Annotated in this window: 19 protein-coding genes; 10 read left to right on the top strand and 9 right to left on the bottom strand. The window is 46.9% G+C overall.

Going from position 1 to position 16,661, the window contains the following annotated elements:
• Positions 1 to 1,746: a sensor histidine kinase gene (locus BFJ94_RS14880; protein WP_120463369.1), complete on the bottom strand. Its 1,746-nt coding sequence runs from the start codon at positions 1,744 to 1,746 to the stop codon at positions 1 to 3.
• A 263-nt stretch (positions 1,747 to 2,009) separates the two neighbouring features.
• Here BFJ94_RS14880 and BFJ94_RS14875 point away from each other — a divergent pair, with 263 nt between their 5' ends.
• Entirely contained in the window at positions 2,010 to 2,783 is a 774-nt protein-coding gene (locus BFJ94_RS14875) for an SDR family oxidoreductase (RefSeq protein ID WP_120463368.1), read from the top strand.
• A gap of 108 nt (positions 2,784 to 2,891) precedes the next feature.
• Here the strand turns inward: BFJ94_RS14875 and BFJ94_RS14870 are convergent, their stop codons facing one another.
• The gene (locus BFJ94_RS14870; RefSeq protein ID WP_120463367.1) at positions 2,892 to 3,137 is read right to left on the bottom strand and encodes a NifU family protein; all 246 of its coding nucleotides are present in this window, start codon (positions 3,135 to 3,137) and stop codon (positions 2,892 to 2,894) included.
• Between the two features lie 134 nt (positions 3,138 to 3,271).
• Positions 3,272 to 4,378 carry an aminofutalosine synthase MqnE gene (gene mqnE / locus BFJ94_RS14865; RefSeq protein ID WP_120463366.1) on the bottom strand — a complete coding sequence of 369 codons (1,107 nt, stop codon included), beginning with the start codon at positions 4,376 to 4,378 and terminating at the stop codon, positions 3,272 to 3,274.
• Positions 4,379 to 4,710: 332 nt separating this feature from the next.
• On the opposite strand from mqnE, the gene BFJ94_RS14860 reads away from it, so the two are divergent.
• Positions 4,711 to 5,067: a HesB/IscA family protein gene (locus tag BFJ94_RS14860; RefSeq protein ID WP_120463365.1), complete on the top strand. Its 357-nt coding sequence runs from the start codon at positions 4,711 to 4,713 to the stop codon at positions 5,065 to 5,067.
• Between the two features lie 83 nt (positions 5,068 to 5,150).
• Here the strand turns inward: BFJ94_RS14860 and BFJ94_RS14855 are convergent, their stop codons facing one another.
• From BFJ94_RS14855 to BFJ94_RS14845, 3 genes are all read right to left on the bottom strand, one after another.
• On the bottom strand, positions 5,151 to 5,429 hold the full coding sequence (locus tag BFJ94_RS14855) for a hypothetical protein (protein ID WP_120463364.1): 279 nt from the start codon (positions 5,427 to 5,429) through the stop codon (positions 5,151 to 5,153).
• A 26-nt stretch (positions 5,430 to 5,455) separates the two neighbouring features.
• Positions 5,456 to 6,652: an AI-2E family transporter gene (locus BFJ94_RS14850; protein ID WP_120463363.1), complete on the bottom strand. Its 1,197-nt coding sequence runs from the start codon at positions 6,650 to 6,652 to the stop codon at positions 5,456 to 5,458.
• Positions 6,653 to 6,798: 146 nt separating this feature from the next.
• Entirely contained in the window at positions 6,799 to 6,999 is a 201-nt protein-coding gene (locus tag BFJ94_RS14845; RefSeq protein ID WP_120463362.1) for a hypothetical protein, read from the bottom strand.
• 187 nt (positions 7,000 to 7,186) lie between these two features.
• Here BFJ94_RS14845 and BFJ94_RS14840 point away from each other — a divergent pair, with 187 nt between their 5' ends.
• Positions 7,187 to 7,846 carry a YheC/YheD family protein gene (locus BFJ94_RS14840; protein ID WP_240431914.1) on the top strand — a complete coding sequence of 220 codons (660 nt, stop codon included), beginning with the start codon at positions 7,187 to 7,189 and terminating at the stop codon, positions 7,844 to 7,846.
• Positions 7,847 to 8,079: 233 nt separating this feature from the next.
• Positions 8,080 to 8,223: a sporulation histidine kinase inhibitor Sda gene (locus BFJ94_RS14835; RefSeq protein ID WP_120463360.1), complete on the top strand. Its 144-nt coding sequence runs from the start codon at positions 8,080 to 8,082 to the stop codon at positions 8,221 to 8,223.
• A 385-nt stretch (positions 8,224 to 8,608) separates the two neighbouring features.
• Here the strand turns inward: BFJ94_RS14835 and BFJ94_RS14825 are convergent, their stop codons facing one another.
• Positions 8,609 to 9,631, bottom strand: coding sequence for an NAD(P)/FAD-dependent oxidoreductase (locus BFJ94_RS14825; protein ID WP_162944292.1), 1,023 nt, complete (start codon positions 9,629 to 9,631; stop codon positions 8,609 to 8,611).
• A gap of 398 nt (positions 9,632 to 10,029) precedes the next feature.
• Here BFJ94_RS14825 and BFJ94_RS14820 point away from each other — a divergent pair, with 398 nt between their 5' ends.
• Entirely contained in the window at positions 10,030 to 11,223 is a 1,194-nt protein-coding gene (locus tag BFJ94_RS14820) for an NAD(P)/FAD-dependent oxidoreductase (RefSeq protein ID WP_120463357.1), read from the top strand.
• A gap of 1 nt (position 11,224) precedes the next feature.
• Positions 11,225 to 11,485: a hypothetical protein gene (locus BFJ94_RS14815; protein WP_120463356.1), complete on the top strand. Its 261-nt coding sequence runs from the start codon at positions 11,225 to 11,227 to the stop codon at positions 11,483 to 11,485.
• 99 nt (positions 11,486 to 11,584) lie between these two features.
• On the opposite strand, the gene hemQ is transcribed toward BFJ94_RS14815, so the two are convergent.
• Positions 11,585 to 12,331 carry a hydrogen peroxide-dependent heme synthase gene (gene hemQ / locus BFJ94_RS14810; RefSeq protein ID WP_120463355.1) on the bottom strand — a complete coding sequence of 249 codons (747 nt, stop codon included), beginning with the start codon at positions 12,329 to 12,331 and terminating at the stop codon, positions 11,585 to 11,587.
• A gap of 203 nt (positions 12,332 to 12,534) precedes the next feature.
• Between hemQ and BFJ94_RS14805 the strand changes: the two genes are divergently transcribed.
• The 3 genes from BFJ94_RS14805 (at position 12,535) to dnaI (ending at position 15,725) form a co-directional block, all read left to right on the top strand.
• Entirely contained in the window at positions 12,535 to 12,828 is a 294-nt protein-coding gene (locus BFJ94_RS14805; protein ID WP_120463354.1) for a YuiB family protein, read from the top strand.
• A 398-nt stretch (positions 12,829 to 13,226) separates the two neighbouring features.
• A complete protein-coding gene (locus BFJ94_RS14800) occupies positions 13,227 to 14,750 on the top strand; it encodes a replication initiation and membrane attachment family protein (protein WP_120463353.1) in 1,524 nt (507 codons plus the stop codon).
• An 18-nt stretch (positions 14,751 to 14,768) separates the two neighbouring features.
• The gene (gene dnaI, locus BFJ94_RS14795; RefSeq protein ID WP_120463352.1) at positions 14,769 to 15,725 is read left to right on the top strand and encodes a primosomal protein DnaI; all 957 of its coding nucleotides are present in this window, start codon (positions 14,769 to 14,771) and stop codon (positions 15,723 to 15,725) included.
• 129 nt (positions 15,726 to 15,854) lie between these two features.
• Here the strand turns inward: dnaI and BFJ94_RS14790 are convergent, their stop codons facing one another.
• Entirely contained in the window at positions 15,855 to 16,010 is a 156-nt protein-coding gene (locus BFJ94_RS14790) for a YqzM family protein (protein WP_120463351.1), read from the bottom strand.
• Between the two features lie 268 nt (positions 16,011 to 16,278).
• On the opposite strand from BFJ94_RS14790, the gene trxA reads away from it, so the two are divergent.
• On the top strand, positions 16,279 to 16,593 hold the full coding sequence (gene trxA / locus BFJ94_RS14785) for a thioredoxin (RefSeq protein ID WP_120463350.1): 315 nt from the start codon (positions 16,279 to 16,281) through the stop codon (positions 16,591 to 16,593).
• The last annotated feature ends 68 nt before the right edge of the window (positions 16,594 to 16,661 follow it).

Genomic DNA, 16,661 nt, shown 5'->3' with positions numbered 1-16,661 from the left:
CTAAGGTGTCTTCTGCACCGGAATGATTATTCTACAGCAGGTGCCTTCGCCAATAATACTAGTAATGAATAGCCCGTAGCTCTCTCCGTAATAGAGCTTGATTCTCTCATCCACATTGGTTATTCCGATGCCGGACAGCTTCTTATTGCTCGTTCGATCGGTTTCCTGGACTGCGCTGGTATCGAAGCCTTTGCCGTTGTCCGTGATCTCGATGCAGATGAGTTCCTCTTGCTGCTGGACGCTTATCCTGATTTCGATCGCTTTGCTATGCTCAGACAGACCGTGGATAATTGCGTTCTCCGCAACAGGCTGGAGAATCAGCTTCGGAATCAGACAATCCAGCAATTTCTCATCCAGATCATATTCAACCTGGAAGCTATCCGCATAACGGATCTTCTGGATTTCGAAGTAATTGCTCAGGTTCTCCAGTTCCTGCCGGATGGTGATCTGTTCATCACGATCCAGAATGGTGCTCCGCAATAGCTCTGATAAGGAGCTGATCCCGTTGCTGAGTACAGGCACATGATTGATGATGGCGAGCCAGCGCAGCGTATTCAGGGTATTGAATAAGAAATGAGGATTGATCTGCGACTGCAGCATCTGAAGCTCAAGCTCGCGCTTGCGCTTCTGGTCTAATTTCTGGTTCTGCATCAGATGCTCGATTTCGTCCACCATCATATTGATTTTATAAGATAGAATCGCCATCTCATCTTCCTTATCATCCTTGATGCGGCTGGAGAAATTGCCCGTCGATATTTGATTACAGAAGCTGATAATCTTCTTGATCGGCTTAACGATGCTGCTGCTCATGAAGGAAATAATGATAATACAGCATATAACCATCAGGATCATGATAATCGTCATACTGACGGTGATCTTGCTCGTCTCCGAATTGATGTAGGAGAAGGGCAGTAAGGAAATCAGGTACCAGCCAATTTGTTCATTATATATATAGGAAACCTGCTGCTCCGCACCATTCACTTGTAATGAGAAGGAATGAATGTCCTGTTGCTGATGATCTTTAATCTGCCGGATAAGCTCTGGGTCCAGATAAGGGCCGCCTAGAGGGGTCTCTTCGTCATTGGCCGATAGCACGGTTCCGTCTCGCCCCATAATCATCATTTTGGAACCGGTTCCAAGATTGACGCTTGATAAAATATTTTTCGAGAAAAGATCCCCGCTAATAAAAATAAAGGCATAGCCTATGGGAACGGTACTGTCCTCCATGGCGTGAATTTTACGGCCCAGGACGACGGTATCATAGGACCGCATCGTCTTGACATAGGTCAGGCCGTCGTAAGGGGCGTTCGCATCTACGTCCCGCATCGCTTGTACCAAGGAATGATTATCGACTGTCTCGAAGCCCAGCTCATAAAAAAGCCGATGCTCGGCATCAAATATGCTTACATTGATCACATGAGAGGGAAATATGGTGCGAAATATGGCATCCATCGCATCCTCTTTTGCCTTCTCATTAATGGGCTCTTGCTTCAAACCCTTGGACAGATTCTCTTGTACAAATTCATTGGTCGAGATCGAGCCGCATAGGAACTGATAGTTCTGCAGCTCGGCGAGCAGATTTTTATTGACCAGGCTGAGTGCCTGGAAGGTTGATTTGCTCAGCTTGTCATTGATGGATTCCGAATACAATTGATAAGAGTAGTAGCCAAGGAACAGGATCGGCAATATAGATACGACTAAGAAGGTTCCAATTAATCGATGCTGTATTTTGAATTGACGTAACATAGAATTGCCCCTTCAATTTGTTATTCATTATTTTATCATAGCTTTGGGAGCCGACCAGTTAATACGGTAGCTTTTGCCACGACAGGATAGAATAATCCATAAAAATAATAAAATAGTCTATCTTTATTGGAAAATAAATGGGAGAGAGGAGGATTTAATGCATGGGCTTGTTTGAGGGAATTCTTCAAATCTCTTATACTTAAAATAAAAAGAGTTTACTTGCGAGTTTAAATAACTTCTTATAAGAAGGAGAAGAACGGAATATGCGAAAAGTCGCCCTCATTACCGGAAGCGCCAAAGGTCTCGGGAAGAAGACTGCGTTCATGCTGGCCGAGCAGGGATGCGATATTGCGATCAATTATGTACATAGTGAACAGGAAGCTGAGCAGCTTCGGGCCGAGATTGAAGGGCTAGGCGTTCGTTCTATTGCAGTCAGAGCGGATATTTCCCGCAGGGAGCAGCTTGAAGGCCTGGTGCGGCAGGTGAATGATCAGTTGGGCATCGTGGACATTCTTGTGAACAATGCAGGCCCTTTTATTCGCGAGCGGCGTATGTTTGCTGACTATGATCAGGAGGATATTCTGGCGATGGTCGACGGCAATCTGGTCGGCGCGATGCTGCTAGATCATCAGGTCCTGCCGGGGATGCGGCAGAAGGGCTGGGGGAGAATTATTCATTTCGGCTTCGGTCATGCCGCAGAATCACGGGCCTGGCCGCATCGGGCGGTATATGCTGCTGCCAAGACCGGACTGGTCTCCTTTACGAAGACGCTGGCGGTCGAGGAAGCTTCTTATGGCATTACAGTGAATATGGTCTGTCCTGGAGATATTCGCGGCCGCAATAAGGAAATCTCTATACAGGAGGCCCGGGAGCTGTCCGATGGAGAGACGCCGCTGGGACGGCCGGGCAGCGGGGAGGATGTCGCCCGCGTCATTTCCTTTCTGTGCCATCCAGATTCGGATTTCATTACAGGAAATGTGATGGATATTTCGGGTGGGTTGGACCCGATTCGTCCATGGGTGGTGAAGCGTTCTTGATATAGGGGATATCTAAAAAACCTGGCCCTTTCGGCTATGCCGAAGGGGCCAGGCTCATCATGGCTGCCTATTCTCCCGGAATAGGATATCCCGGTTAGCTGGCTTTCATTAGAATACTTGTACAACCTCTTGAACGCCCTCTACTTCTTCGAACAGTGCGCGTTCGATCCCTGCTTTCAGCGTAATGGTTGAGCTTGGGCAGCTGCCGCAAGCACCCATCAGCTTCAGCTTGACGATTCCGTCCTCAACGTCAACCAGTTCGACGTCACCGCCGTCACGTTGCAGGAATGGACGGAGTTTGTCCAGAACTTCGGATACTTCGTCATATAATTTATCTTGTACGTTTTCACTCATTGTTTTCAGCTCCTTTCGCCTCTTATTATATTACAAAAAACTTTAAATTTGAATCCTTTGACATGGAGGAGATCCATTTGCGGGCATTATTGAGTATTGTACCCATAATACGGCGCATGGTACCGAGGAATTTACTATTCGTAAACCTCAATCTCATTATAGAAGGTATCGCGCTCTACCGGGATTCTGCCCGCGCCCTTGATGAGCCAGATCAATTCCTTGCGGGTTAATCCTTCAGGCGTATTGGCTCCAGCCGCATGGCTGATCCGTTCTCTAACGAGCGTGCCATGGACATCGGATGCTCCGAAAGCGAGCGACATCTGGGTGAGCTGAACACCGATGTTAATGAAGTAGGCCTTGATATGCTGAATATTGTCCAGCATCAGCCGACTGATGGCGATTGTCTTCAGATCCTCGAATGCGGAGTTGCGGCGCATGATCCCGGCATTCTTGTTGCGGGGCTGCATCGACAATGGAATGAAGACCATGAAGCCTCCGGTCTCATCCTGCAGCTCGCGGATCTGGATCATATGGCGAACACGGTCCTCATGGGTCTCGATCGCCCCATAGAGCATCGTGGTGTGCGTTCTCATCCCCAGTTGATGGGCCGTGCGATGGACGTCCAGGTATTGATCTACATTAGCTTTCTCTACCTTCATCTTTTGCCGATACTGATCGGATAGAATCTCCGCTCCGCCCCCGGTCAACGACTTCAGCCCGGCTTGCTGCAGCGCCATGAGTACCTCCTTCGTGCTAAGTCCGCTGATGCGGGTGAAGAACTCAATCTCTGCCGCCGTATAGGCCTTGATCGTTACGTCTGGGAAGCGCTCATGCAGCGCCTTCAGGGAATCCACATAATATTGGAAGGGAACATGCTGATTATGCCCGCCTGTGATGTGGAACTCCCGCACTCCGGGATGAATATGCTGCTCAACATAAGCGATCATTTCCTGGCCAGATAGTGTATAAGCTCCCTCTTCTCCTTCATCACGTCTGAAGTTGCAGAATGCGCAGTGTGATTCACAGACATTGGTGAAGTACAGAGTCATATTTTCGATAAAATAAACCCTTTTGCCGTTCTTTCTTAAATTGACCTCATTGGCCAGCTGGCCGATGGTCAGAATATCGTCGCTCTCATACAAGTAAACCCCGTCCTCCAGGGTTAATCTCTCGCCATTTCTTACTTTATGAATGATTTCAAGCATTCTTTGATCCGTTGTTTCGATCACTGTTGGAATCATGACTATACCTCCGTTTCTATTGGATATGCCTGTGAAGGTTTTAACGAAATAGCCTGAGCATGTGCCCGGCTTATATAGATGCATTTTTCGATCATATCCCGTTGAAGCTGTTGAATCCCACCCTATTATAAACCTTGGTTCTTGGAAGGGGCAATAAGTCTGGGAGAAAAGACTAAAATTTTAGAGGAAAAACGTGACAATTGGAAGGGAGTTATACCTGCGTCTCTTGAGGGGAGTTGCCATGTGGAGTATACTTTTAATAGTGAGAATTCAAAAAACATGATTCATTTTTTTGAATAGCCTCTTGAAAGGAATCTAAAGGAGGGCGTAAAATGATTGAAATTTCGGATAGTGCCATCGAGCGCATCAAAGATATGCTGGCTGAACAGGAAATACCGGGTATGTTCTTGCGTTTAGCAGTGAAACCAGGCGGATGCAGCGGCTTCTCATATAGCATGGGATTGGATGATGAGGAGAGCGAGGCAGATGTCTATATGGACATCAAAGGCGTGAAGGTCGTGGTGGATAAGGAAGAGCTTCGCTATCTGAGCGGTCTAGAGATCGGCTTCCAGGAATCCGGCATGAGCGGCGGCTTCACCATTCATAATCCGAACGCCATCGCCACCTGCGGCTGTGGACAATCGTTCCGCATGCGGGATGAAGAGGGCAAACCGGAAGTTTGCGATTGAGCAAACACGTATTATGACACGAAAAAACCGGACATTCCTATTGTATAGGGGATGATCCGGTTTTTTTATGTGAAATTATGCGATTAGTCGCGGATCTTTTTCCGTTCACTTACGCCGAGATAATCCTTTAATGCGTCCTGTAAGATGTGTGAGTAATTAACCTTATTTTCAGCGGCTATATCGTCGAGCCATTTAGGAATAGTCAGCGTCTTCTTGACTGCACGCCCCGCCATATTATCGCGAACCGGTGGCATCCAGACGTCAATTAATACAACGACTTGATTTGATTCTGTAACGATATCGGCTGAGCGAGATGGTTCGGGAATCACGTCTCCGTCTTCTTCCATGCCGTAATCTTTCATATCGATTTTACCTCCTTAGGAGGGACTTATCTTAGCCCTAGGTTATTCCCATTCCCATCAGGCTTATCCCCGTCCTGCTCATCCGACTCAAGCGGCTCATATAGATGCGAGCGGCGCTCGAACCATTTGAATAAATGTGTCACGACTACTTTAAGCACCGCATATCCTGGAACCGCGAGCAGTATTCCGAAGAAGCCGAACAGATTCCCTGCGGTCAGAATGACGAAAATAATCGTGATCGGGTGCACCCGCAGCGTCTTGCCCATAATTTGCGGCGAGATCAGCTTGCCTTCGATTAATTGCACAACCGTCCATACGATGATCAGCTTCAGCAGCATAAACGGTGAAGTTACGGTCGCGATGATGAGTGCAGGGGTGATCGCAATCGCTGGTCCCAGATAAGGAACGATACTAGTACAGGAAGCAATCAGAGCCAGAATCAGCGAGTAATCCAGCCCGATAATCAGGAAGCCGATATACATCAGAATACCGATGCAGAAGCTGACGATAATTTGGCCACGGATATAATGGCTGATTTGTCCGTTCATTTCAGACATCACAGTATGAGTGCTCTCGCGCAGTCGGCTCGGTACAAATCTGAGAATGAACTGCGGCAGCTTCCTTCCATCCTTCAGTAGGTAGAACAGGATAAAAGGGACCGTTGCGATCGCCAGAACGACATCCTTGATCGTGCCAAGGAAGCCACCGATCCCATTCCAGGCATTATTCAGGATGGTGGTCGCCTGCTTGGAGAAGGTCTGCCCAACCGTGGACGGATCGAAGCCCGTCGTTGTCTGGAATTGATGGAAGAAGTCGCTCCCAATCATGCTCTCAAATTGCAGCTGCACCTCATAGCTGTATTTCGGGAAATTATCGATCAGTCGAATAATCTGCTCATGCAGGAGTGGCATGACAGAGACGATAATGATCGTCAGCAAGCCGATAATCAGCAGGTATAGGGCGGCGATCGTGTATACACGCTTAACGCCCCGCTTCTCCAGCCAATCCACGAGCGGATTCAACAGGTAATAAATCGCCCCCGTCAGGATAATCGGCAGAAGCACGGTCTTGAGCAATACAGTTAACGGTCGGAAGACGAAGGAAATTTTGTTGAACACCAATATATTTAAACCGACCAAGAGCGCGATCAACAGGAATAGAACAAAACGGTTATTGATGAACAGCTTCTTGAACCGTCCGCTCCATGTCTGTGTATTTTCCATATAGTTGTAGAACCTCCTGTAGAGCATGTTATATAAATAATACGATTTATCTTCAGATAGTTTCAAATTTTTCAGAAAAAAAAGATTCGCACCTTTCAAAAGAGGAAAGGAACGAATCTCTTTTTGCCTGGATACGTGATATGCGCTTAGAAAAATTGTCTATTGATCATGAGTACGACCATTCCGGCAGCAACGACCGAGAAGGCGATCCAACTGATTCCAAGTCCTTTGCGTGCTGTCTTGATTGCCTTGAAGCCGAACAGGAACATGGCTACCGTGATTGCAGCCAGAACAAGTGACATGGCAACCATGGCGATCCAATACAATACTTCAAATAAAGCGGACATAGCAAAAAGACCCTCCCCAGCAGCTTAATATACTGCGAATATACCTGCTACATACTATACGTCAAATTTGAAATTTTGCATAGAAAGTGGTTGCGAGTAAAACAGGCCTTTGCCTTGGACAAACATACAAGAATAAAAACGAGAGTTAGAGTATGAATAACACATAACGGAAAGGGGGATGTCACCCGTGGGAAGACAGTTTGCCAACAAGTGGCTCAAGACGGAAGCGCTGCTCGGTAACGAAAGTGTAGCTGCCCACATACCACAAACCAGGATGTATAGTTCGGAAGCATTAAGGCAGATGCTTCATAAGTTCGGTATGGTTGTCATCAAGCCGGTCCGTGGCGGTGGAGGTTATGGTGTAATCAAGGTAACATATTCAGGCGGAGTTTATTCTTTCACGAATATGTCTAGAAGAGTATCATTCGCAAGTTATGATGCCATGTTTCGAGCTTTGAACCGGGCGAAGGTTCGCCGCTCTTATATTATTCAACAGGGAATCCATCTGGCGAGCATTGGCGGCCGGCCGATCGATTACCGTGTAAAGGTTGTCAAACAGAACGGGAACTGGGTATATCGCGCTATGGTAGGCCGATTGGCCCGTCCCGGTCTCTTCGTTACGAACCTGTGCAAGGGAGGAACTCTGCTAACGGCGCGTGCAGGCTTGAGTCGTTCGTTGTCGAGAGGGGTTGCGAAGAGGAAGCGGCAGGAGATGCGTAATTTAACGAATACCTGCATTGGGATCATGGAAAGTTCCTTCCCGGGAATTGAACAGCTCGGCTTCGACTATGGGATCGATGTGAATGGCAGGGTGTGGATTTTTGAAGTGAATACAAGACCGCAATAAGAAAAAGCCCTATTTCCAAAAAAATATCTAAAAAAATTTTACGAGAAATTTTGACACAAAAATCCTGTGAATAACTTTTATCCACATTATCCAATCAGATTTTACAGTGGACTTCACACTTTACTAACAAGTTATTCACAGGATTTCCACAGGTGATTGTGGATAACAGAACGCTTGTTCTGCTGAGAGATTCTTGTTATGATTAGGAAAAAAATAGAAAGGGTGTATGATCAATGGCGATGTTAACAGATGAAATGTTGCTTGAATCCTATCATATGGCCACAGAGCTGAACCTGGATCGGGAGTTCATTGCACTTCTGTTGGCAGAGATCCATAAACGAGACTTAAATACATCGGACAGTTCTATTTTGCATTAATTGGACAAGCCTCGCTTCCAGTCAAAATCTCGTATCCATTCACTCGTAGTTAAGGGGATTCCCACAGATTAACACGATAAATATAAGCTTCATGGCAGTGTGGACATTGGACTACATGCTCGCAGCCCTCCAGGCTGTGGAGTGAAAGGGCAGAGGTGTACTGGTCCGCTGAACCATAGGGACTGTATGGTCCGGCATAGTCTTCTCTTTTGCCCTCGTTATCCAGAGTATATCCACAATCAGGACAAGCTGCAGTTAATGGGGCCAGGCCGTTGCACAACGGGCAGACATAAGGCAAAGGGTATCTCTCCTTTACGACATCATTTTCCTGCGTAAAGTTAAGATACCCTTTTTATTTGAATCTAATGTAGATTTGGTTCACATATTATAGTTTCATGTTGCTGCTGTGGCCTGGTGATAACTTCGCCTCCGGATCGATATAGACCTTGGCGTTGTTCACGGCTGTAGGCGCTTCTCCGAAGCCAACCGCAATCAAATCCAGCTTGCCAGGGTAGGTCGTAATATCCCCCGCGGCAAAGATCCCCGGAATCGAGGTCTCCATCCGCGAATCAACGACGATGGAGTTCGTTTGAATATCGAGCCCCCACTCTGCAATAGGTCCGAGTGAAGATACGAAGCCGAAGTTCACGATGACATCATCTACCTCAACGATCGTAGTCTCTTTCGTCTTGACATGGGAGAGGGTGACTTGCTCGATCTGCTCCTCACCGTGAAGCTCCGTGATTTCTGTCGGTGTGATGATATGGACTCGGGAAGACATCAATCTCTCTACGCTATGCTCATGGGCCCGGAATTTATCACGCCTATGAACAAGCGTAACTTGTTCGGCGATAGGTTCAAGCATGAGCGCCCAGTCGACCGCGGAATCACCGCCGCCGCTGATCAGCACCTTCCGTCCCCGGAATCTCTCCATATCGTTAACGAAATAGTGCAGATTGCTTTTCTCGAAGTGCAGTGCATTCTCTACCTCGAGACGTCGTGGCTCAAATGCGCCGACACCAGCTGTTATAATAATGGCATGTGCGTGATGAATGCCCTTGTCAGTGGTTACGACGAAATGTCGCTCATCCTTCTTCTCGATTTGTAGTACCTTTTCCTCAAGACGAATGTCAGGGGTGAACATTTTGAGTTGCTCCGTTAAATTGTTAACCAATTCCTGACCGGTTACTTTAGGAAAGCCGGCAATATCGTAAATATATTTCTCAGGATAGAGAGCGGCCACTTGCCCTCCAAGCTGAGGCATACTTTCGATTAACTTGACGGAAGCCTTTCTCATTCCGCCATAGAAAGCGGCAAACATACCTGCCGGTCCTCCTCCGATAATGAGAAGGTCGGTAAATTCTCCGCTGGCATTCAGGGATGACACAGACTTACACCTCCAAATCATTTCATGAAGCTTATATTGTCATTTCTACTTTATTATAATCGTCCGCGGAAGACTTGCAAAGCTAAGGCGATATTCGTCGAATTTCCAATTTATGCGACCTAGGAAATGCCCGCAAGTGGCGTAAAATAAGACTTGATCTTTTATACAAAAGTCGATATTATTCAAATTGTATGCACATATATTTGTGACGAAAAAAGTACATTTGGAAGTTTTTATTGCTAATTTTTTGCTTTGAAATGGAAAGAAGGGTTACAATAATTGTGACAAATATCGTAAATTTCATGTGGAACAACATTTAAACTGGCTATTATTTTTTTATGTGGTTATTTTCACATTAAATTAATACCGGATAGAAAAATACAAATATAGAGTGGTTCAGACTGGAAGGAGCACTAAAGATGAGTACCATACCTAAAATCGTCATTCTCGGTGCTGGATATGGCGGAATTTTAACGGCGCAGCGTCTGCAGAAGGAATTGAATTATAATGAAGCGGATGTCACCTTAGTCAATCGCCATGATTATCATTATTTTACGACACATCTGCATATGCCGGCAGCCGGTACGGATTCAATCGAGCATACCCGGGTGTCTATCTCGAAGCTAATCGATGAATTTAAGATAGCTTTGGTCAAGTCCAATGTCAAAGAAATCCGTCTGTCCGATCGTAAGGTCATTTTGCAGGATGGAACGCTCTCTTTTGATTATCTGATTATTGCGCTGGGTGGGGAGCCGGAATCCTTCGGCATTCCAGGGCTTTCGGAATATGCGATGACGATCCGCAGTATTAATTCCGTACGCTTGATCCGCGAGCATATTGAATATCAGTTCGCTCTGTATAAGCTCGATGAGAGCCGTACTGATCGGCTGAATTTTGTCGTTGGCGGAGCAGGCTTCAGCGGTATTGAATTCGTGGCTGAATTAGCGGACCGCATCCCGCGTCTATGTAAGGAATATGACGTCGATCCGGGTCTCGTTAATATATATAATGTAGAGGCGGCTCCAGCCATATTGCCGGGCTTCGATCCTGAATTGGTAGAATATGCGCATGATATACTCGTTAAGAAAGGCGTTCAATTCAAGATCGGCGTAGCGATTAAGGAATGTATGGAGGATGGGGTGGTACTAGCGAACGGCGAGGTCATCCGCTCCGCTACCGTCGTATGGACCGGCGGGATTCGCGGTAATCGTCTGGTCGAAGCTGCTGGCTTCGAGACTTCCAGAGGCCGGGTACAGGTCGATGAGTATCTGCATGCGCCGGGTTATGACCATATTTTTATTATTGGGGACAACTCGATTATGCTTAACCCCGAAGGTCGGCCTTATCCACCGACAGCGCAAATTGCTATGCAGCAAGGAGTTACCTGTGCACAGAATGTTGTCGCTTCGATCCGTAATAAAGAGCTTAAGAAATTCGTCTTCAGCAATAAAGGGACAGTAGCTTCTCTGGGCAAAGGGGAGGCTGTGGCAAGCGCATTTGGCAAGAAGTACAAGGGCTGGGTGGCTGCGCAGATCAAGAAGCTGGTCGATATCCGCTATCTGTTCACCATCGGCGGGATTCCGCTTGTCCTGAAGAAAGGCAGATTCCTGTAAAATGAGACATTGCAGTGTGCAGGTACGGGGATTATTAACCCGAGAGGAACTGGATCGCTATAATGACTTGATGGAGGTCGGCTCCTATCTGGAGTCACAGGGGCAGTATGACTTATCGTATATAGTTCAGAAGGAAGTCGATATTCTGATTCTACCTGCCATTGAGCGCTTGAAGCAGAAGAGCAGGGACCGCGATCGCATGACAGCGGAGTTCCTGGAATCTCTTCGCAAGCTGGAGGAAGAAGAAGACAACGAAGAATAAGAGGACTAAGGGGCACCTTCCGATCATAAGATCAGAGGGTACCCCTTTTTTGAAATTACTTTAATCGTAGTTGAAAAGCGTGCTCTATGACTGCTTCCACTAGAGCTTGAGTATATCTTCGAATAATTGCTCGTTCAGCAGATTGCCTACGTAGAAGGAGCCAAACTCGCCGTAACGGGCACTGACTTCGTCAAAGCGCATTTCATAGACGAGCTTCTTGAATTGCAGCGGATCGTCAGAGAACAGAGTGACGCCCCATTCCCAGTCATCCAGCCCGACCGAGCCGGTGATAATCTGTTTGACTTTGCCGGCATAGCTGCGGCCAATCATTCCATGGCTGCGCATCATAGCGCGTCTCTCATCCATGGAGAGCATGTACCAGTTATCGCTTAAATCACGTTTTTTGTTCATCGGGTAGAAACAGATATGCTTGGATTTCGGGAGTATAGGCTGTAATCTGGCCATCACTTCCGGATTCTCCCTTGGATCTCCGCCGCCGGAACCTAGATAATTGCTCAGCTCCACTACGCTAACGTATGAATAAGTCTTGTTAGTATATTCTGCAAAGGTAGTTTTATTGAAAGCATTCTCTAGAGCGTTAAGCTCCTCTAGTGATTCGCGGAGATGCATGAACACAAAGTCAGCCTTCTGTCCAACGATGGAGTATACGGCGGTGCTGCCCGTCTTGTCTTGCTCCATTAAATCCCACTCTTGAAGAAAGTTGTGAAGCTCTTCCAGGGCACCAGCACGCTCTTCATCATCTGTTTCTTTCCAGGCCGTCCAGTTCATGGTGCGGAAATCATGGAGAGCGTACCAGCCTTCCAAGGTTAATGCAGCTTCATTCATTTTATGATCACTCCTAAATAATCATTAGGTAGGCACAAATTATGCGCTGTTACCATTGTATCCTAATATGATCGGCAGGGGCAAATGAAAACGGTATAATTATATGTAAAGTTCATTGCTTTGCAACATTTTTTTTAGTAAACTATCTACTAGTTATAAATAGTGTGACCTATGTTATAGTGTGAACGTGAGAGGTGAGTTACTTGGGCTGGCTCGTCGTATTGATATTAATGGTATTGTTTTTTGTAATGATGTTCGGGATCGGATTCATTCTTAATATGCTGATGAAGACGACCTGGTTTCCCGCTTATATCTTTATTATTGTCATTCTCCCGATCGTTGTCTATACAATTTGGGATCATGATATGAGCCTGGGATTATATCTGGCCTCATTCCGTCTGGTCGATTATTTGACAGCGCTAGCGGGGCTAGCCGGGGCGATTCTGAGCGGGTGGACGATTCGCAAGCTGCGATTCGCAGGGTATAAGATGTTTTAGACATAGGTATGGATATAGATATCATAATGAGCCGATGATTGCTTAATGCAGCGTTGTCGGCTCTATTTTTGTCTATTTTTTGGAGCGTGCTCTATAATTATTGCCAGGGAAATCTCTCGATTTTTGTATGCTTTGCACGATTCAAGTAGAATCATTTTGTGATAGAATAGAGAAATCTACATGGATCGTAAAAAGCGGGAATTCAAAAGTCAGACTTTCAGCACCGAGAAGGTTGGATGAAGCTGGGTATGAGGAGCGGAGCGTACGTAGTTTGTACGTGAGCACCGGAAGGCCCGGCTGAATTCAAGATTCGATGTCGAATAAGCTACCCAGAGTTACTTCGTGATCAAAGGGTGAGGTTTGAATGTCCTCTAAAAGTGGGAAGGAGCGATGAAGCCGTGCGCATGAACAACATGCTGCATTTTACTGAAAATCACCGTTATTGCGTATATCGTGACTTCAGTCTCAGTCCTGTTGACGGGAAAACGCTAAATTTAATTTATCAGCCCATGGTTGGGGCTTTTGCTATTTCGTTATATCGACTGCTTGTGGAGCAGGTTCCTCAGGATCAGGTTGGTTATTCTCGGGTTGAACAGCAACGGGCGCTGTTCTTGACGCTTGGAATCGAGCCGAGCGAGAAGGGGCGTTCCTATCTGGTTGAACAGACCTCCAGGCTCGAAGCGGTCGGTTTGCTGCAGACCAGCCGGATGTATATGACGGATAGCGATGAATATATGTATGAATATGAGCTGCAGCCGCCTTTGTCACCGACAGAATTTTTCTATACTCAGCACTTAACGCTGCTGCTTCGGGACAAGATCGGGAAATTTGCGGTTCTATCTTTGCGTGAACGGTTCTTCAGCAAGGAGCCGGGGGATATGTACGCTCTGTCCTATAATAAAGAGAATATTACGGTGCCGTTCTATGAGATTTTCGAACTGAACACTCACTCGATAGACTATGAGCTGGAGCAGGCGATCGCCGAGACAGCCATGGCAAGACAGACGAAGGGAAATGTAGCGGATGAAGAAGATAGAATCAATTACGCTGACATTATCCTTCGCTTTCCCCGGGAATCGGTGAACCGCGCTCATGTGGAGGGGCTTCGCTTCAATCCGGAAGAGATGGGCGTCTTGAACTATGTAGCCCGTAAATTCGATTTAAGCGTGCAGGATCTGTGCCGACTGCTGGATGAGGATGGAGTCTTCGACCCGAGCGGCGGAATCCTGCTGGACGAGCTGCAGCGCCGGGCCAACCTTCATTTTCGTCAAGGCAAGCGACGCAAGGAAGAACGGGAGATCGCCTATGCGAAGGTGGTCCCTGGCCCTTCTGCCCAGCCTGAGAATGAAGGGCATCTGGAAGAGCACCCCGTGCAGATGGAGTATTATCTGGAGGTGCCGAAGCAATTTGTTGATAAATGCGATATTCACCAATACAATATGATGCTTCGCAACGAGCCTTATACTGGTTTGCTCAAAACCTTCTTCCCGGGAGCGGTGCCGGATAATCTGTTGGATATATTTACGAAGATCGATCTGAACTATAAATTGCCTGGAGAAGTCATCAACGTACTGATTCATTATTTAATGTCTTTGCTCACTTCGAATACGGAGCAGCGAATTAATCGCAATTTTGTCGAGGCGATCGCATCGAATATGCTGATGAAGCAGATTAATACTTATGAGAAGGCCGTAGCTTATATCAGAGAGCAGTCGAAGGTGAAGATGAAGTCATCGACTGGGCCGCAGACGGGGACGAGCCGCAGGCGTTCTTATAAAGGGAACACAGCCGCTAATAAGCCCAAGCCGGAAATCCCGATCATGGAGAGCTCGGCAGAGGAACGTGGAGTCTCGGATGAAGAGTTTGCTGAGATGCTGAAGCTTGCTGAACGGATGCAATCCGGGAAAAATAATGAGGCTTAATGCGGAGGGGGGGATAGTATGGATTCGCTCGGTCAAATCCTGTCAAGCATGAAGAATAATGACCTGCGCCGGCGTACAGAGCAGCTCAAGCAGGAGCTGTTGAATGACCCGCTGGTACTTGAATTGCGCGCGCGGCATCCGGAGCTGAAGGAAGAACAGCTGATCCGCGATATGGCCAAGCTGTATCAATATGTGAATGATAGTCGCCACTGCGCCCATTGTCCGGGTCTTGATCAATGTCCTAATGATTTTCCCGGCCATTTCACGAAGCTGACGGTAGAGAGCAATGTGCTCGGTCCGCAAATGGTCGATCGCCAGGTTCCCTGCGCCAAGCAGCTGCAAAGAGAAAATGAGCTCTTGATCCAGAAGAAGATCCGCAGCTTCTATGTCGATGAACGTGCACTGCAGGAAGGGTATGACGAGGTCGAGATTCTGACCAAGGATCGCGTCCGCGCCCCTGCCGTAACACAGGTGCTGCAGTATATTACGAATACTGAAGAGAATGGCCTTCAGTCACGCGGCTTGTATTTGGAAGGTAGCTTCGGAACGGGTAAGACCTTCCTGATGTGCTATCTGCTGCATAAGCTAGCCAAGTCAGGCTATTCTGGCGTCATCGTATATATGCCGGAATTCGTAGAGGACTTGAAATCGATGCTTCAGGATTCGCAGAAGATCAAGGAAACGGTAGAGGTTATGAAGCAGGCGGATCTGCTCATCTTCGACGATATCGGGGCGGAGAATTTGAATCCATGGGTACGCGACCATGTGATGGGCTCTATTCTGAACTATCGCATGAATCGCAAGCCGACCTTCTATACCTCCAATTACTCTCTGGAAGCGCTGGAGCAGCATTTGAGCTTTACGAGCAAGGACGGAGAAGAGCGGCATAAAGGACAGCGGTTGATGGATCGGATCGCTCCGTTCGTGGACGTAGTTACGGTTAAGGGTAGCAATAAACGCGGCACTAGATCATGAAGATCCTGAGGATCATAACAAAAGAAGACCTCGGCCCACAATCCTGGGGATTGAATGCCGGGGTCTTCTCACTGTGTCGATTCGGATCAGCAGGCCTAACACGCAGAGCCGCTGACGGTGAGTGAACTGCTAGCTGGCGATAAACTTCAAGATCACCATACCGAAGAAAATAACAGCCATAAAAGTAAGCATACCGAAGAAACCGTTCATTAAATCGAAGAAATCATTACGTGGCTCTTCGTTAATATGCTGGCGCGGGTCGTTCACTTGCGTGTTGGCGTCCATATGGGCGAGGCCTCCTTGACCAAATTTTATGTAATGTCAATTAAAAATATCATAGACAAACCGAGATTTGGATATTCTTAGTATACCTAATCCCGTTAAAGTTTGTAAAGATAATGTCTGCACGTGAATTCCCATTTATTAAAAAGTTATGTTATAATGAAGTCCGTAGCGCTACAAATGGCGCATACTAACCGATAACAAACCAGTTAAGGAATGCTGTTAGCTGGCTTTATGCAGGCATTCCAGTAACATACAAGGAGGAGATATCATGGCAATAGTAAATGTTTCCGATCAATCTTTTAATAGCGAAGTCGAAAGTACAGGTACCGTTCTGGTTGACTTTTGGGCGCCTTGGTGTGGTCCTTGTAAAATGATTGCTCCAATTCTCGAAGAATTGTCCAGCGACTTGGGCGACTCCGTTAAAATCGCGAAGGTGAATGTGGATGAAAATCCGGAATCTGCATCCCGTTTTGGCGTAATGAGCATTCCGACACTTATTTTGTTCAAGGATGGCCAACCTGTGGATAAGGTTGTTGGTCTGAACTCCAAAGATGCGCTGAAGAACATGATTGCCAAGCATTAATTGGCCACTGATTCAGAAGGTGCTACATCTACGCCTCCGGCATGTCCGGGGGCGTTTTCTGTGCAGGT

This window comes from Paenibacillus aceti (assembly GCF_003614185.1).
In the GTDB taxonomy this organism is placed as follows: Bacteria; Bacillota; Bacilli; order Paenibacillales; family Paenibacillaceae; genus Fontibacillus; species Fontibacillus aceti.
The sequence above is the reverse complement of the archived record's forward strand: the minus strand, read 5'-3'. Positions and strand labels throughout refer to the sequence as shown.

Excerpts from the sequence above, each read along its gene's own strand:
- BFJ94_RS14845 (WP_120463362.1), bottom strand. The coding sequence starts at position 6,999 with ATGTCCGCTTTATTTGAAGTATTGTATTGGATCGCCATGGTTGCCATG.
- BFJ94_RS14835 (WP_120463360.1), top strand. The coding sequence starts at position 8,080 with ATGGCGATGTTAACAGATGAAATGTTGCTTGAATCCTATCATATGGCC.
- BFJ94_RS14870 (WP_120463367.1), bottom strand. The coding sequence starts at position 3,137 with ATGAGTGAAAACGTACAAGATAAATTATATGACGAAGTATCCGAAGTT.
- BFJ94_RS14855 (WP_120463364.1), bottom strand. The coding sequence starts at position 5,429 with ATGAAAGATTACGGCATGGAAGAAGACGGAGACGTGATTCCCGAACCA.
- BFJ94_RS14880 (WP_120463369.1), bottom strand. The coding sequence starts at position 1,746 with ATGTTACGTCAATTCAAAATACAGCATCGATTAATTGGAACCTTCTTA.
- BFJ94_RS14875 (WP_120463368.1), top strand. The coding sequence starts at position 2,010 with ATGCGAAAAGTCGCCCTCATTACCGGAAGCGCCAAAGGTCTCGGGAAG.
- trxA (WP_120463350.1), top strand. The coding sequence starts at position 16,279 with ATGGCAATAGTAAATGTTTCCGATCAATCTTTTAATAGCGAAGTCGAA.
- BFJ94_RS14815 (WP_120463356.1), top strand. The coding sequence starts at position 11,225 with ATGAGACATTGCAGTGTGCAGGTACGGGGATTATTAACCCGAGAGGAA.
- mqnE (WP_120463366.1), bottom strand. The coding sequence starts at position 4,378 with ATGATTCCAACAGTGATCGAAACAACGGATCAAAGAATGCTTGAAATC.
- BFJ94_RS14790 (WP_120463351.1), bottom strand. The coding sequence starts at position 16,010 with ATGGACGCCAACACGCAAGTGAACGACCCGCGCCAGCATATTAACGAA.
- BFJ94_RS14825 (WP_162944292.1), bottom strand. The coding sequence starts at position 9,631 with ATGATTTGGAGGTGTAAGTCTGTGTCATCCCTGAATGCCAGCGGAGAA.
- BFJ94_RS14860 (WP_120463365.1), top strand. The coding sequence starts at position 4,711 with ATGATTGAAATTTCGGATAGTGCCATCGAGCGCATCAAAGATATGCTG.
- BFJ94_RS14820 (WP_120463357.1), top strand. The coding sequence starts at position 10,030 with ATGAGTACCATACCTAAAATCGTCATTCTCGGTGCTGGATATGGCGGA.
- dnaI (WP_120463352.1), top strand. The coding sequence starts at position 14,769 with ATGGATTCGCTCGGTCAAATCCTGTCAAGCATGAAGAATAATGACCTG.
- hemQ (WP_120463355.1), bottom strand. The coding sequence starts at position 12,331 with ATGAATGAAGCTGCATTAACCTTGGAAGGCTGGTACGCTCTCCATGAT.
- BFJ94_RS14850 (WP_120463363.1), bottom strand. The coding sequence starts at position 6,652 with ATGGAAAATACACAGACATGGAGCGGACGGTTCAAGAAGCTGTTCATC.